At 65.9% G+C, this 14,418-nt stretch carries 16 protein-coding genes, 1 tRNA gene and 1 pseudogene; 5 read left to right on the top strand and 13 right to left on the bottom strand.

Annotated elements, in window-relative coordinates:
• Positions 1-20: 20 nt before the first annotated feature.
• From LK409_RS22800 to LK409_RS11210, 5 genes and pseudogenes are all read right to left on the bottom strand, one after another.
• Positions 21-1,058: pseudogene (locus LK409_RS22800) on the bottom strand (ABC transporter substrate-binding protein).
• A gap of 37 nt (positions 1,059-1,095) precedes the next feature.
• Positions 1,096-1,842, bottom strand: a complete 747-nt coding sequence (locus LK409_RS11225; RefSeq protein ID WP_003812772.1) for an SDR family oxidoreductase — start codon at positions 1,840-1,842, stop codon at positions 1,096-1,098.
• Entirely contained in the window at positions 1,843-2,286 is a 444-nt protein-coding gene (locus LK409_RS11220) for a MaoC/PaaZ C-terminal domain-containing protein (RefSeq protein WP_010928639.1), read from the bottom strand.
• Entirely contained in the window at positions 2,287-2,679 is a 393-nt protein-coding gene (locus LK409_RS11215; RefSeq protein ID WP_010928638.1) for a Zn-ribbon domain-containing OB-fold protein, read from the bottom strand.
• 7 nt (positions 2,680-2,686) lie between these two features.
• Positions 2,687-3,850, bottom strand: a complete 1,164-nt coding sequence (locus LK409_RS11210) for a thiolase C-terminal domain-containing protein (protein ID WP_010928637.1) — start codon at positions 3,848-3,850, stop codon at positions 2,687-2,689.
• Positions 3,851-4,065: 215 nt separating this feature from the next.
• Here LK409_RS11210 and LK409_RS11205 point away from each other — a divergent pair, with 215 nt between their 5' ends.
• Positions 4,066-4,953 carry a LysR substrate-binding domain-containing protein gene (locus LK409_RS11205; RefSeq protein ID WP_003820443.1) on the top strand — a complete coding sequence of 296 codons (888 nt, stop codon included), beginning with the start codon at positions 4,066-4,068 and terminating at the stop codon, positions 4,951-4,953.
• Between the two features lie 17 nt (positions 4,954-4,970).
• A complete protein-coding gene (locus tag LK409_RS11200; RefSeq protein ID WP_010928636.1) occupies positions 4,971-6,278 on the top strand; it encodes a CaiB/BaiF CoA transferase family protein in 1,308 nt (435 codons plus the stop codon).
• 262 nt (positions 6,279-6,540) lie between these two features.
• Here the strand turns inward: LK409_RS11200 and LK409_RS11195 are convergent, their stop codons facing one another.
• A complete protein-coding gene (locus LK409_RS11195) occupies positions 6,541-6,759 on the bottom strand; it encodes a hypothetical protein (protein ID WP_003812786.1) in 219 nt (72 codons plus the stop codon).
• A 153-nt stretch (positions 6,760-6,912) separates the two neighbouring features.
• On the opposite strand from LK409_RS11195, the gene LK409_RS11190 reads away from it, so the two are divergent.
• A complete protein-coding gene (locus LK409_RS11190; RefSeq protein ID WP_010928635.1) occupies positions 6,913-7,812 on the top strand; it encodes a recombination-associated protein RdgC in 900 nt (299 codons plus the stop codon).
• A 39-nt stretch (positions 7,813-7,851) separates the two neighbouring features.
• On the opposite strand, the gene LK409_RS11185 is transcribed toward LK409_RS11190, so the two are convergent.
• The 4 genes from LK409_RS11185 to LK409_RS11170 all read right to left on the bottom strand — a co-directional run bounded on the left by LK409_RS11185 (position 7,852) and on the right by LK409_RS11170 (position 10,356).
• The gene (locus tag LK409_RS11185) at positions 7,852-9,147 is read right to left on the bottom strand and encodes an aspartate carbamoyltransferase (protein WP_010928634.1); all 1,296 of its coding nucleotides are present in this window, start codon (positions 9,145-9,147) and stop codon (positions 7,852-7,854) included.
• A gap of 105 nt (positions 9,148-9,252) precedes the next feature.
• Positions 9,253-9,663: a hypothetical protein gene (locus LK409_RS11180; RefSeq protein WP_010928633.1), complete on the bottom strand. Its 411-nt coding sequence runs from the start codon at positions 9,661-9,663 to the stop codon at positions 9,253-9,255.
• Between the two features lies 1 nt (position 9,664).
• Positions 9,665-10,099 (bottom strand): BPTD_2524 family lipoprotein, encoded by a 435-nt coding sequence (locus tag LK409_RS11175; RefSeq protein ID WP_015039598.1) that lies wholly within the window; start codon positions 10,097-10,099, stop codon positions 9,665-9,667.
• Between the two features lie 125 nt (positions 10,100-10,224).
• Positions 10,225-10,356: an entericidin A/B family lipoprotein gene (locus LK409_RS11170; protein ID WP_010928631.1), complete on the bottom strand. Its 132-nt coding sequence runs from the start codon at positions 10,354-10,356 to the stop codon at positions 10,225-10,227.
• Positions 10,357-10,531: 175 nt separating this feature from the next.
• On the opposite strand from LK409_RS11170, the gene LK409_RS11165 reads away from it, so the two are divergent.
• Positions 10,532-11,272: an endonuclease gene (locus tag LK409_RS11165; RefSeq protein WP_010928630.1), complete on the top strand. Its 741-nt coding sequence runs from the start codon at positions 10,532-10,534 to the stop codon at positions 11,270-11,272.
• Between the two features lie 141 nt (positions 11,273-11,413).
• Here the strand turns inward: LK409_RS11165 and LK409_RS11160 are convergent, their stop codons facing one another.
• Positions 11,414-11,746, bottom strand: a complete 333-nt coding sequence (locus LK409_RS11160; RefSeq protein ID WP_003812801.1) for a hypothetical protein — start codon at positions 11,744-11,746, stop codon at positions 11,414-11,416.
• A 155-nt stretch (positions 11,747-11,901) separates the two neighbouring features.
• Positions 11,902-11,978 (bottom strand) — tRNA-Met (locus LK409_RS11155).
• 523 nt (positions 11,979-12,501) lie between these two features.
• Between LK409_RS11155 and LK409_RS11150 the strand changes: the two genes are divergently transcribed.
• Positions 12,502-13,950, top strand: coding sequence for an aminotransferase-like domain-containing protein (locus tag LK409_RS11150; RefSeq protein WP_010928628.1), 1,449 nt, complete (start codon positions 12,502-12,504; stop codon positions 13,948-13,950).
• A gap of 114 nt (positions 13,951-14,064) precedes the next feature.
• On the opposite strand, the gene LK409_RS11145 is transcribed toward LK409_RS11150, so the two are convergent.
• Positions 14,065-14,346: a hypothetical protein gene (locus LK409_RS11145; protein ID WP_003812804.1), complete on the bottom strand. Its 282-nt coding sequence runs from the start codon at positions 14,344-14,346 to the stop codon at positions 14,065-14,067.
• Positions 14,347-14,418: the final 72 nt, after the last annotated feature.

Raw genomic sequence — 14,418 nt, 5'->3', positions numbered from 1 at the left:
CTGTTTCTTCCCCTGCGGACTCAACCGACCGTCGAGCGCCACAGGGCAATCGTGTCATTGATCTGCTTGGTCAGGTCATCGGTCGGATTGCGGAACCACTTCAAGGACTCGAGGCTGCGGCCTTCGGCCCAGGGCACGTCCGTGCGCAGCGTGGGCCAGTAGTTGCGCGCCAGGATCTGCGACACCTCGGTCGAATACAGGAAATCCGTGAACAGCTTGGCCGCGTTGGGGTGCGGGGCCTTGGCGGGAATCGCGGTCAGCCCGAGGTTGAGGATGGCATCATCGGTGGGCACCTTGACGTCCACCGGCTGGCCGGCCGCCTTCTGCGTCAGCGAATAGCTGAACGGCGCGGCGGCACCCACCACGCGCTCGCCTGCCAGGATATCGGTAACGGTATCGACGTTGGACTGGCCGACCTTCGGCTTCTGGGCGGCGAATTTCTTGAAGAAGCCATCGCCGTACTTCAGGCGCATGGCCAGCGCCCAATGCGCGACGTCGCCCGACGACGCCGGGCTCCCGACCGTGATCTTGCCGGCCCAGGCGGGATCCAGCAACGCCTGCCAGCTCTCGGGCGGATTGGGCACCTTCTGCGACTAGAAGTTGATCGACGTAATGCTGATTGCGCCGACATGGAAAGTGTTGTCCGGGTCCAGGCCGCGAAAGGCCTCCGGCAAATGCTCGGCCCCCGTCGGGCGGTACGCCATCAAGGCATTGATCTTCTTCAGTTCGGTGTAGTGCAGCAGATTGGTGGTGCCCAGCGAATCGCAGTTGGCGGCGTTGTTCTGCAGCTCCAGGCGCAGCCGGGTATAGACCGTTTGCGAACCCTGGCGCAGCAGATTGACCTGGATGCCGGGGTATTTCTTGACGAAAGCGTCACGAATGTCCTCGATGGACTTCTGTTCGTAGGACCCCCAATACAGGTTGAGGGCCCCTTCCTTGCGCGCCGCCTCGTAGAGCGGATTGTCCTGCGCGCGCACCGGCAGGAAGACGCTGCCTGCCAACGCTGCCGAGGCGGACACGCCCAGACGCAACATGTCCCGACGAGAATACTGATTCATGATGGTTCCCCTTTTCCTATGCGATGTAATGTGGCGCTCAGTAGTCGCCCGTGGTTGCCCCGCCGTCGACGACGAGGGTCTGCCCGGTCATATAGCTCGCATCGTCAGAGGCGAGAAAGGCAATGACAGCGGCGATTTCTTCAGGCCGCGCCGTACGCTTGAGCGGCATCCGGGCCAGCCAGCCTTCGCGGACCTGGTCGGGGACATCGGCCAGGATCGCGGTTTCGACGATACCTGGCGCCACGGCGTTGACCAGGATGCCGCGCTTGGCCCCTTCCAGCGCCGCGGTTCGCGTCAACCCCACGATGCCGGCCTTGGCGGCGGAATAATTGGCCTGGCCATAGGCGCCGAAAATGGCGGTGGACGCCACATTGATGATGCGCCCCCAGCCGCGTTCGCCGATCCACGCAAAGGCGCTCTGGCAGCCCAGCCAGGTACCGCGCAGATTCACGTCGATGACGGCGCTCCATTCGGCGTCCGACATCTTGGCCAGCGAACGATCGCGCACGATGCCGGCCACATTGACCACAATGTCCACCTGCCAGCCCTGCGCATCCACCGCCCGCTTGGCGGCGGCCCAACTCTGACGGTCCGCCACGTCCAGGAATACGCCAAGCGCCCCCTCGCCCAGCGACGCCGCCGCGGCAAGCACGCGCTCCTCGCCAATGTCGCCCACCACGATGCGCGCGCCTTCGGCCTGCAAGCGTCGACACACCGCCAGGCCTATGCCACCCGCGCCGCCCGTGACCAGCGCCACCCGCCCCTGCAATCGTTCGTTCTTCATTTACGCTACTCCACCGCGCATGGCGACCGCGAACACGTCTTCGCCGTCCTGCACTGTCACGCCATCCTGATTGCGCAGCTGCATGGATACCTTGACCACGCCGAAAGGCTTGGACCGGCTGGGCCGCAGCTCCAGCACCTCGGCCTCGTACCGTACCGAATCGCCGGCCAGGATGGGCGCGACAAAACGGCGCCGGGTTTCCAGGAAGGCCACGATGTCCCAATCGTCGATGCCCGAGCGCAGGCCGGTGCTCACGGCATGCCCCAGCATCCCATGCGCGATGCGCTGGCCGTAGCCGTTTTCGCGTGCCGCCACCTCGTCCATGTGCAGCGGGTTGAAATCGCCGGTCAGGCCGGCAAACGTGACGATATGGCTTTCGGTGATCTTGATGCGCGACGAGACATGGCGCTCGCCCAACTGTATCCGCTCGAATTCGACAGGCATTCAGGACTCCATGGGAACAAATACGGGCAAGGTCAGCGTATCGCCGATCTTCTCGAAGGCCACGCGCATCGGCATGTCGACCTGCAGCGGCCGCTCGCTCGGGCAGCGGGTCAGCATCAAGGGCCCTTCCTCCAGCTCGACCAGCACGCAGGTGTAAGGCGCCTTCTGCACACCGCCCTTGTGAATAACGGTGTAGGAAAACAAACGAGCGCGCCCGCTGGCCTGCACCCAGCGCGGCGCCGCGCCGGGGTCGGCCAGCGAATGGGCGCGCGGATACCACTGATGGCGGCCGGTCGTCGGGCATTGCTGGACCAGCAGGCGCTGTTGGCAGGCCGCCTCCCAGAAAGGCTGGCTGCAGACGTCCTGCACAGGGGGCATCGTTACGTCGAACATGGCGTCCTCACACGGTAAGAATGGCAGTGGCCGCGGCGCAAAAAGTGCCGCCCAGGCCGTGGACCAGGGCCCGCCCGGCATCGGGCACCTGCACGCCCGGCCCCTGGCCGCGCAATTGCCGCGCGCCCTCGATCAGGGCGAAAATGCCGCGCTTCCCAGGATGGTTGGAGGAAAGGCCGCCACCGTCCGTATTGCAGGGCAGCGCGCCACCCAGCGTCAGTTGGCCGTCGGCGGCGAAAGCGCCGCTTTCGCCGCGCTTGCAGAACCCCAGGTCTTCCAGCGCCAGCAGCGGCGTAATGGTGAAAGCGTCATAGAGCTGCGCGACATCGATGTCGGCCGGCGACAGGCCCGCCATCGCGAAGGCCCGCGGCCCCGACAGCGTCGCCAGTGTCGAGAGGTCCGGCGCGATCTGCGAGAGCTGCGTGCGCGCCGTCGCCGCGCCGAAACCGGACAGCAGCACCGGCTTGTGGCGCAAGTCCCGCGCGCGCTCGGCGCTGGTCATCACCACGGCGCCGCCGCCGTCGGTCACGACGCAGCAATCCAGCTTGTGCAGCGGCGAGGCGATCATGGGCGAAGCCAGCACGTCGTCCACCGTGATCGGCGTGCGCAGCCTGGCATGAGGATTGGCGGCCGCATGGGTCCGGAAGGTCACCGCCACGCTGGCCAGTTGCTCGGCCGTCGTGCCGTATCGCGCCATGTGGCGCTGCGCATACAGCCCGTAGGCCGAGATCAGGGTCGGGCCATAGGGAAGCTCGTACTGCCCCGGGCCGGCGGGGAAGACAAAGGGGTCGAAGGACGGCGTGCTCAGCGGCCACCAACGCGGCGTGGCCGCATAACTGATCACGACGACCTCGGCCAGGCCCGCCGCGATGGCCGCGGCGGCGTGGCCCGCGTGCACGATGTAGGAGCAACCCCCCACGTCCGTGCTGTTGAACCAGGTGGGACGCAGGCCGGCATATTCGGCAAACTCCGTCACGCTGTTGACCCCGCCCCCCTCGGCCCAGTCGCCGGCCGCCACGCACAGCCCATCCACGTCCGCCAGGCTCAGCCCGGCGTCGACCAGGGCGCCCTGCACGCACTCCATCTGGATCTGGTACGGATGCACCTCGGGCGCATGGCGGCGCGGCGATTCGCACAGGCCGACGATGGCCGCGCGATTGGAAATACTCATGACTTCCCCTTGTTCTGACCAGGCGCGGCATGGCCGCGCTGCTGAGGCAGAGAATGTCCGAATCCCCCAGGGCCAACAAGCAGTTTGCGAGACGTCTATCGGCAGCTTTTACGCACCTATTGCGCCGTACGCACCCAGACTCGGGATTACACCTATTGCGGCAACTCCTCCAAAAATGGCGCTATATCTGGTTTTCGAGGCAACCTTCAATCATCGTGATCTATCGCCGCCTTCCCCCCTTGATTGCCGTCCGTGCATTTGATGCGTTCAGCCGCAGCGGCAGCATCCGCGCCGCGGCCGACCTGCTGGCGATTTCCCATACCGTCGTATCGCGCCATATCCAGAACCTGGAAGATGCCGTCGGCACGCGATTGGTGAAAAAGGACGGCCGAGGCCTGGCCCTTACGCGCGAAGGCCAGCGCTTCGCCGCCAAGACGCGGCGCGCGCTGGACCTCATCGCGGACGCTTGCGGTGAACTCGTCCATGGCCGGGGCGACGCCATCCATGTCTGCTGCATGGCTGGCCTCGCCTCTCGCCGGCTGTTGATGCGCCTGCCCGAGCTGGAGAGCCGGCTCGACGGCAAGGAGCTGATCCTCCAACCCACCACTGCCCGGCCCGACTTCAACAAGGATGAGGCCGACGCCGAAATCATCTACCTGACCCAGCCGTTCATCGGCGACGGCCTGCGCGCGGAGATGTTCTCGCGCCCGCGCATCCTGGCCGTGTGCAGCCCGGCATTCCGGGAGCGCTTTCCCGACATCGGCGAACCCGAACACCTGGTTCACTTGCCGCTATTGCACGAGCAGTCCACGGATCAGTGGGAGCAATGGCTGGGCTCCGTGGGCGTGGCGCAGCTGCCCATCCTGCGCGGCCCGCGCTTGTGGCACGGGCACTTGACGATGGAGGCCGCGCAACTGGGCCAGGGCATCGCGCTGGTCAGCGAGCTCCTGGCCAACGACCGGATCGCGCGTGGCGATCTCGTGGAGGTGCTGCCCAACGTCTCCGTACAGATGGGCGGCTACTACTTCGTCGCCCCCGAGCACAAATGGAACGACCCGGCCATTGCGACCGTCCGCCAATGGCTGACCGAAGCCCTCTCCTAGGCCCGCGCCGGGCCTGATTGCACAAGCAGTGCATCAAATGCACGGATGCGCGACAAACTAAGCGATTGTGCTGGAGCGAAGCAGGCTGCAACATCGTTGCATCTCAGCCCTCATGGCGCCCTGTCGCCCATCTCTCCATGCTTGCACAATCTGCACCGGCCAAGCCTCTGGCTGGCCTCAAAGTCCTCGACATCACCCATATGCTCGCCGGCCCCTACTGCACGTGGCTGCTGTGGCTGCTCGGCGCCGAGGTCATCAAGGTCGAGCGGCCGGGCGAAGGTGACTTCGCCCGCGCCATCGCGCCCTTTCACGGCGGTGAAAGCCTGTATTTCATGAGCGTCAACCGCAACAAGCGCAGCATCGCGGTCAATCTGAAAACCGAGGAAGGCAAGCAGATCCTGCGCGACCTGATCGCTCGCAGCGACATCCTGGTCGAGAACAACCGGGCCGGCGTCATGGACCGGCTGGGCCTGGGGTATGACGATGCCAAGGCACTGAACCCGGGCCTGGTCTACGCCTCGATCTCCGGCTATGGCCAAACCGGCCCTTATCGCCACAAACCCGCCTTCGACGTGATTGCCCAGGCCATATCCGGCATGATGAGCATCACCGGCCAGGAAGGCGGCCCGCCGGCCCGCGTGGGCGTCTCGATCGGCGACATCGCTTCCGGCCTGTTCGCCACGGTGGCGATCCTGGCGGCGATCGAAGGCAGGCACGGCAGCGGCGAAGGCGCCTTCATCGACGTCTCGATGATGGATTGCCAGATGGCGCTGATGGAAAACGCGATTTCGCGCTACCTGAACGCGGGCGACGTTCCCGAGCGCCTGGGCAGCCGGCACCCTCTGATTGCCCCGTTCCAGTCTTTCGAGACCAAGGACTTCCCGATCGCGGTATGCGTCGATACCGAACCGCAATGGCAGCGCTTCTGCGCGGCGCTGGACCTGGAGCCCCTGCTGCACGACCCGCGGTTCCAGGACGGCCCGATGCGCGCGCTCAATCACAGCCAGCTCGAGCCGCTGCTCAATGCCGTGTTCGCCAGCGGCCGCCGCGATGACTTCATCGCGCGCCTGGAGGCGGCCGATGTGCCATGCAGCCCGATCAACAGCATTCCCGAAGTGGCCCGGGACCCGCAGGTGGCGCACCGCCGGATCCTGGTCGATAACGAGGGCGTCAAGTATGTGGGCGCGCCCTTTCACTACAACCGCGCGCCGGTGGGCGGCGAGACCAGCCCGCCCGCCCTGGGCGCCGACAGCGTGTCGATCCTGCGCGAACTGGGCCGCAGCGAAGCGCAGATCGCCGATCTGCAGCGCACCGGCGTACTGTAAGCCGGCCCGCGCTGCAGGCCCGACACCAAGGCCTGGAGACGCCGTCCGATTCAGGACGCTGTCAGACCTCCAGGATTAGACTGATCGCTCAGATCACGGCCTTGCGCCAATCCATGGACAAACGATCCCCTGTCCGCGGATTGCAGGGCCAGTACTCTGACACCAATGCCGTGTTCCCCGCGAGCCTTATTGACGCGGCATTGCGTGCCCCGTACGGGCCCGGCACGATGTGTCGGGCCTTTTTTTGCCTCGCGGCGCCGCCTCAGCGGCGCATGCCCACCCCGATGATGAGCACGCCGACCACGATCGCGGCGATCCCGGCCCAGCTCGGTATGGCGACGTCTTTCTCCGTCTGCGCGGTGGCCTTGACGGACCCGACTTGCAGCACGGTCTCCTCCGACGTGTACGAGAACCCCTTGTAGACCAGGGCGGCAGCGCCCAACACGATCAGAACGGCGCCTACGATGGTGGCTGGCTTCATCTTCTCTCCCCTTGCGGCAAGTGGTAGATGCGCCGGACGATACCCGAACGCCTGCACACTGTCAGTGACAGAAGGTGTCGTGTCAATGCCTGCGACGGCGCGGGTGCATGAGTGGGCCCCGGTCGTATAGAATCAATCCTTTTGCCCGACGCCATGTGGTTCAAGAATCTCAAGATTTACCGGCTTTCCGCGCCCTGGGCCTTGAATGGCGACCAGCTGGAAGAATGCCTTGCCCGCTTTGCCTACCAGGGCGGCAATAACCTCGAAATGCAGAGCCTGGGGTGGATATCCCCGCGCGAGAACGGCCTGCTTGCGCATACGCTCAACGGCCAGATCCTGCTGACGCTGCGCGCCGAGAAGAAGCTGCTGCCGACCACGGTCGTCAATCAGGTCGCCAAGGCCCGCGCGCAGGAAATCGAAGAGCAGCAAGGCTACAAGCCTGGCCGCAAGCAGATGAAGGAAATCAAGGAGCGCGTCACCGACGAGCTGCTGCCCAAGGCCTTCAGCATCTACCGCGACACGCGCGTCTGGATCGATACCGTCAACCACTGGCTGGTGATCGATGCGGCCGCGTCCGCGAAGGCCGACGAGGTCATCGGCCTGCTGGCCAAGACGATCGACCCGCTGCCGCTGGACAATCTCTATGTCGAGCAATCGCCCGCCGCGGCGATGACGGGGTGGCTGGCGGCCGACGAAGCGCCCGCCAACTTCTCGATCGACCAGGATACGGAGCTGCGCGCCTCCGGCGAAAGCCGCGCCGCGATCCGCTACGTCAAGCACTCGATCGACGTCGACGATGTGCGGCGCCATATCCAGTCCGGCAAGCAATGCACGCGCCTGGCCATGACCTGGGCCGATCGGGTGTCGTTCGTGCTGACCGAATCGCTGGACGTCAAGCGCGTCGCGCCGCTGGACGTGCTCAAGGAGAACCCGGACGCGGCCACCCAGAACGACGACGAGAAGTTCGATTCGGACATGACGCTCATGACCGGCGAAGTGGCCAAGCTGCTGGCCGAGCTGGTCGACTCGCTGGGCGGGGAAAAGCGCGTCTGAGGCGGAAATGCGTGGCGTCGACGCGCCACGCGGCACGGCCTAGTCCAGGCCGTGGAATACCGAGTCGTCGGGGCCGATGTGCGACGGATGCTGCCACGTCACGTCGCGCATCGAATGCTGCACCAGCCCTTCCACGCCCAGCAGCACCGCGAAGATCGCCATCCGGATCGGAATGCCATTGTCGGTCTGGCGGAAAATCGCCAGGCGCGGGTCGTGGTTCAGATCCGTGCTCAGATCGTTGGACCCCGGCCGGCTGTCGCGCGGCAAGGGGTGCATGACGATGGTATCCGGACCGCAGTAGGCGTCGATGATGGCGCGGCTGACCTGGAAGTCCGCCGTATAGCCTTCGCCCGCCTCTTCGTTGGCGAAGCGCTCTTTCTGCACACGCGTGGCGTAAATGACGTCCGCGCCCGCCAGGCCCTCGGCCAGCGTGCTTTTCTGCTCGATCACATTGCCGTTGCGGCTGGCCTGCTCGACGATGTAGTCGGGCATCTCCAGCCCCTGCGGCGAGATCAGCGTGAACTTCACGCCCTTGTACAACGCCAGCAGCTTGATCAGCGAGTGCACCGTGCGGCCGTACTTCAGGTCGCCGACCATGGCGATGTGCGCGCCGTCGAGCAGCTTGCCCAGGCGCGAGAACTCGGTAAGGATGGTGTACAGATCCAGCAGGGCCTGGCTGGGATGCTCGCCCGGGCCGTCGCCGCCATTGACCACCGGGATATTGGTCGCCTGGGCGAACTCCGCCACCGACCCCTGCTCGGGATGGCGGATGACCATGGCGTCCACGTAGCCGCTCATCACGCGGCTCGTATCGTAGATGGACTCGCCCTTGGCCATGGACGAGAACGTGAAGCCCGTGGTGTCGCAGACCGAGCCGCCCAGGCGGCAGAACGCCGCGCCGAAGCTGACGCGAGTCCGCGTGCTGGCCTCGAAGAACAGGTTGCCCAGCACCGCGCCTTCCAGCACCCGCGACACCTTCTGGCGGCGCGCAATGGGTTGCATCATGTCCGCCACGCGGAACAGGTCTTCCACCGATTCGCGGGTGAACTGGTCGACCGACAGCAGCTGATGACGCCCTTCGACGGCAATGCGGTCGCGCAAGGGGCCCACCTGCCCGCTCTGCGTATATTTCTCCAGCAAGTCGCGGTTCTGCACGATTTCGCTGACAAAGCGCTCCACCACTTCGGGCATCGCGCGAAATTCCTGCGACCCTTCGGGCAACAGCCACGTATCCAGCGCGCGGCGTTTGACGCCGATGCGGCCGGCGAACACGTCGCGCGTCAGGTTGAGGCGACGCATCGCGTCGCGCAGAAAGGCTTGTTGGGAAATGGACATGGGCGGCCCCAGGAAGGAATGCAAATATACGCAATGCGCATATTATTCGACCAAAAAACCGACGTCCATGATTTTTTGCGTATATAACCGGCACTGTGGCGCGGGTCAGACGCGGGTTGCGTATACCGTGGGTAGCTGGTCGTAGTCGGTATCGGCCGGGGCGACCGCCAGCCAGCAGCCCGCGCCAAAGGCCGCGACGCTGGCGAGATACAGGGCAATCGCCAGCACCACGGCGGGGAGATGGCCGCGACCGCGCACGCCGGCGGCCTTGCGGCGCCGCAGATAGCGGGCGGCCGTGCCGAACAACATCGCGGCCATCGCGGCGGCCAGCCCTGCCAGAAACAGGGCCAGAGGCGCCTGCAAGGCGGGCGGCACCACCTCGCCGCCGACGATGCCCAGAGAAAACGCGACCAGCATCAACGCCGCCAGGCCGTTCAGGCCGGCCAGCAGACGCAAGGGGCCGGCGAGCAAGCCCTGCCCGCTGTCGCCCGTACGCTCGTCCGCGCCGTGCTCCATCTCAGCCGACGTCCTGTCTACACACCGGCGTGGCCGACTGGATCGAGGCCTTGGCCGCGGCAATCTCCGCCGCATCCCACTTGCCATCGCCCAGCACCCTGACCGTCACCCGGGCCGTCGATGGCGTCTCGGTCTGCGACTGGATGATTTCGAGGATCTTGGTGGGCTCTTCCCGCTTGAACACATGCACCTCGTTGGGCGCGCCACGGTCGCCCAGGCGCCGCGACGACTGGTACACCACGCCGTACGGATGCGGTCGCTGCTCGTGGCAGACGCGCACGTATTCGCCGGCGCGGCGATACGCCGCCTGGAAATCGGCCGTGACGATGAAACTTTCGGACAGTCCGGGCGTATCGCCCGACAGCAGGCCCTGGCTGGCGCACCCGCTCAACACACCGGCGGCCAGCAGCGCTCCGATCAACCCTACCCTGCGCATATCGACTCCTGCTCCAAGTAATGCAACGGACGGATTATGCATCAACGCGCCCAATGAAAAAGCCGCCTTGGCGCCCTATCGCGGCAGGCGGCTGCGCATGGCGCGGCTAGCTACGCCGCCTTGCGCTACTTCTGGGCCGCACCCTGGATTTTTTCGCCACCTCGCTCGATATCCTTGCCCGCGCCGGCAACCGTATTGCAACCCGCGGACAGCGCGGCCATGGCAAGCAGCACAACAATGAGAGCTTTGTTCTTCATGACATCTCCTGGACTGGGAAGCGTCGAACGAGCGACGGGAAAGCCGGCGGGTCCGAGCCGGACCGGCTCAGGATAACGCAGCGGCGTGCTTTCTGCAGCAAGCACTCGCAATCAGTTGCATGCGCGCGCCATCCTGTGACGCATGGCGTAGGCAATCCACCTACAATGCTGCGCCATGAAATATGCTGTTGTATTGGCTGCGCTGCTCAGCCTGCCGCTGGCCGCCCAGGCCGAGCTGGTCACCCGTCCGAACGCCGTCGGACACCGCGACTTCCGGCACGCCAAGAAAGTGCTGCCACGCGTCTACCAGAGCCTGGAGCGCGACTTCTACTGCGGCTGCCCGTACCAGGGCAAGCGCATCGACCTGCAAGCCTGTGGCTACGCGCCGCGCAAGCAGCCCCGGCGTGCGCAGCAACTGGAATGGGAGCATGTGGTGCCGGCCTGGACGCTGGGCCACCAGCGCCAGTGCTGGCAACAGCGCGTCAACGGCAAGCCGGGCGGACGCAAGCATTGCGGCCGGACCGACCCCGTGTTCGCGCGCGCCGAAGGCGACCTGGTGAACCTGGTGCCGTCGGTCGGCGAGGTCAACGGCGACCGGCAGAACTTCCGCTACGCCGTCTGGGCCGATCGGCCCGCCCCCATGTACGGCCAGTGCGAAACCATCGTGGACTTCAAGACCCGCCGCATACAGCCGCGCAAGTACGTGCGCGGCCGTATCGCGCGCATCCAGTTCTACATGGTCGAGCGCTACAGGCTGAAGCTGTCGCGCGAGGACCGGCGCGTGCTGTGCGTATGGGCGCACGCCTACCCGGTGGACGACTGGGAACGTGCGCGCGACCAGCGCATCCGGACGCTGCAAGGCAACGGCAATCACTACGTGACCGATCCCGCCGCGATCCAGCGCCAGTGCGGCTGAGCATGCCGGCGGGCGCCTGCCGGCCGCCTTGCTCAGCCCCTTTCTTGAGCACGTTGCGCAAGTCCTTGTTTTGACGCGGGATTAGGCAGATGTGCGCACCCTATCCCAAGGGTTGTCCACATCGCCTGTGGGTAACCGCGCTCAGGCGGGTTGCGCCGCCGCCAACGGGCCGTTCCAGGGCTGGGCGTCCAGGCGCAGCCGGACCTCCTGGAAATCGCCTTCGCTCGCGGCCAGCAGGCCTTCGGCCAGCGCCTGCCCGAAAGCGCGCCGGCACAATGTTTCCATGTCGTCGGGCATGGACTGGAATACGCCGTCGGGAATGCGCAGCCGCAGGCGCGCATCGTCCTGGCTGCCGGCGCGGCCGATATGGACGTGGGCGGGATAACCGTGCGGGCACCAGACACCGACGTGATACGTACCGGCGGCGCCGGCGTCGGCCAGATAACCGGGATGATCGTACTTGGCAGTTCCCATGTCCCCTCCTTGGATGCGACAAGGTCGCTCGGGTGGCCCATGGTAGCGCATGAGCAGGGCTGGCAAGAAGCCCCGCCGCGCCAAGCGCGCAAAGCTGCGACTGCGACTGCGAAAACAAAAAAGGCCTGGCGATGAATCGCCAAGCCTTTTTGATCTGGTTGCGGGGGCAGGATTTGAACCTACGACCTTCGGGTTATGAGCCCGACGAGCTGCCAGACTGCTCCACCCCGCGTCTGATGAACGTAATCATAACCCATTTTGAAAATCCTTGCAGCGCGACAGCCAGCATCGCGCGCAACCGCGACGCCGGCTCTACCCACACGACCAGCGCCGCCGCCTGTGCGCGCACCGTCACGGCGCCACCGAATTCCACGCGGTGCGCCTGCCCCGCCACCAGCGGAACGTCGACCGGCACGCCCGCGCCGTCCTGGCCCGCGCAATGCTCCACCACCCGCACCCGCCCTTCCAGGCAGATCAATTGAGCGCCGCCTCGCGCATGGCGGCACAGCCCCGCCCCGGCAGCCAGTTGCAGGCGCGTGGCATGCGCAACAGCGCGGTCCGCGGGTTCCGTGGAATACAGCGAGCGATCCATGACAGCCTCGTATGACATCGGTAGACAGGTCTTCAGGCTACCGGTCCGCGCCGCGCCGCAACAGGCACAGCAACAGGCTGTCTGTATCGATACAGATCTGGAAATCGAACTCTGTTATGGTTGTTTTTCACCACAACTGTGCCTGTTGCGGCCAGCCCTGCCGATGCACCATCGCGCCATGAACACGCAGCCGCTGTATCTGCGCCTAGCAGACCACTATCGCCGCGCCATCCAGACGGGCGTACTGGCCCCGGCGCAACGCATGCCTTCGGTACGCAATCTGGTGCGCGCCCATCACGTCAGCCTGTCCACTGCCCTGCAGGCATGCCGCCAGCTCGAGGACGACGGCCTGATCGAGGCCCGCCCGCGCTCGGGCTATTTTGTCCTGCGCCCGCGGCGTCCGGCTCTTGCGCCGGTGCCCGAGCCCGATATCAAGGGCGCGCTCGATCCCGCGCAATACGTCGGCATCCACGACCGGGTCTCGGATTTCATTGCGTCGTGCCAGCAGCATCCGCTGAGCGCCGACTTCGCGCTGGCCGCCGCCCCGCCGCAGGCCTATCCGATGCGAGCGCTGCAGCTGGCGCTCACGCGCGCGGCGCGGCACACGCCGGAACTGCTGACAGCGCCCGTGCCGCCCTACGGCCATCCGGAGTTCCGCGCCGTGCTGGCGCGCCGTGCGATGGAATGCGGCATCAGTGCGGCCCCGGACGAAGTGCTGGTCACGCACGGCTGCATCGAAGCCCTCAACCTGGCCCTGCGCGCGGTGGCGCGGCCAGGCGATACGATCGCGGTCGAATCGCCGACCTACTTCGGCCTGCTGCAAATCCTCGAAAGCCTGGGCCTGCGCGCGCTGGAAATACCCACCAGCCCGCAGCGCGGCATTTCGATCGAAGCGCTGGAGCTGGCGCTGCAGACGCACGCGAACGTTCGCGCCGTCGTCGTCGTGCCCAACTTCCAGAACCCGCTGAGTTGCGTCATGGACGATAGCGACAAAGCCCGGCTGGTCACGCTGTGCGAACGCACCGGTATCGCCCTCATCGAGGACGACACCTATGGCGCGCTGGGCGACCATGGCACGCCGCTGGCGCTCAAATCATGGGACGACAGCGGCAACGTGATCTATTGCGCATCGCTGCACAAGACGCTGGCTCCCGGCATGCGGCTGGGATGGATGCTGGGCGGACGCTGGAGCCGGCGCATCGGCATGCTGAAATTCGCCCAAAGCCGGCCCAACCCGCCGCTGCCCCAGGCCGCGGCCGCCGACTATATGGGCACCAAGGCCTACGACCGCCACCTGGCGCGCCTGCGCCAGACGCTGCGCGTGCAGCGTGAAGCCATGGCGGCCGCCGTCGCGCGCCACTTTCCGGACGGCACGCGGCTGAGCGTGCCCACGGGCGGGATGCTGCTCTGGGTGGAATTGCCCGCGTGCATGCCCGCCATGCGCGTGTTCGAGCAGGCGCTGCGGGCCGGCATCCGCATCACGCCGGGCCCGATGTTCTCGAACTCGAACCGCTACGATCATTTCCTGCGGATCAGCTGCGGCGTCCCCTATACCGCCGATATTGCCGCGGCCATGAAGCGCCTGGCGGATATCGTCGCCGCCGGCCTGTAGCCCGCCGCCCGCTCCCGGATTGCCCGCCCCGGACAAGTCCTTGTTCCAGCGAGGAATTTTCGATCTACGCGCAGGCTATCCCAAGGCTTGTCCACAGAAGATGTGGGCAACTTGCTACTTGAGCGCGGCCACCACGGTATCGCGCACGCTCTCGAAGCCGGCCACGTACTGCGGGTTCTCCGAGCGTGCCAGCAGGTTGGCGTAGCTTTGCTCCAGGTGCGCCTCGATCGCCTCGCGCAATCCAGGCGACCCCTTGACCAGGTGCAACACCGACGCCAGCGTCGAATGAAGCGCATCGATACGCCCACCTTGATGCGACACCGTATGCACAATCACTGCAATCTGTTCTTGAATATCCATATCACCCTCTATGTCGCAGAATTTTCTGGGTCGCATGCTAGCACGCAGCCCGTTACCGCTATGCAGGCCGCGATGGCGGCGCTAGCATGGATCGACGGCCAGGCAAGC

Origin of the sequence: Bordetella parapertussis, from assembly GCF_020735925.1 — a bacterium.
In the GTDB taxonomy this organism is placed as follows: Bacteria; Pseudomonadota; Gammaproteobacteria; order Burkholderiales; family Burkholderiaceae_B; genus Bordetella; species Bordetella pertussis.
The sequence above is the reverse complement of the archived record's forward strand: the minus strand, read 5'-3'. Positions and strand labels throughout refer to the sequence as shown.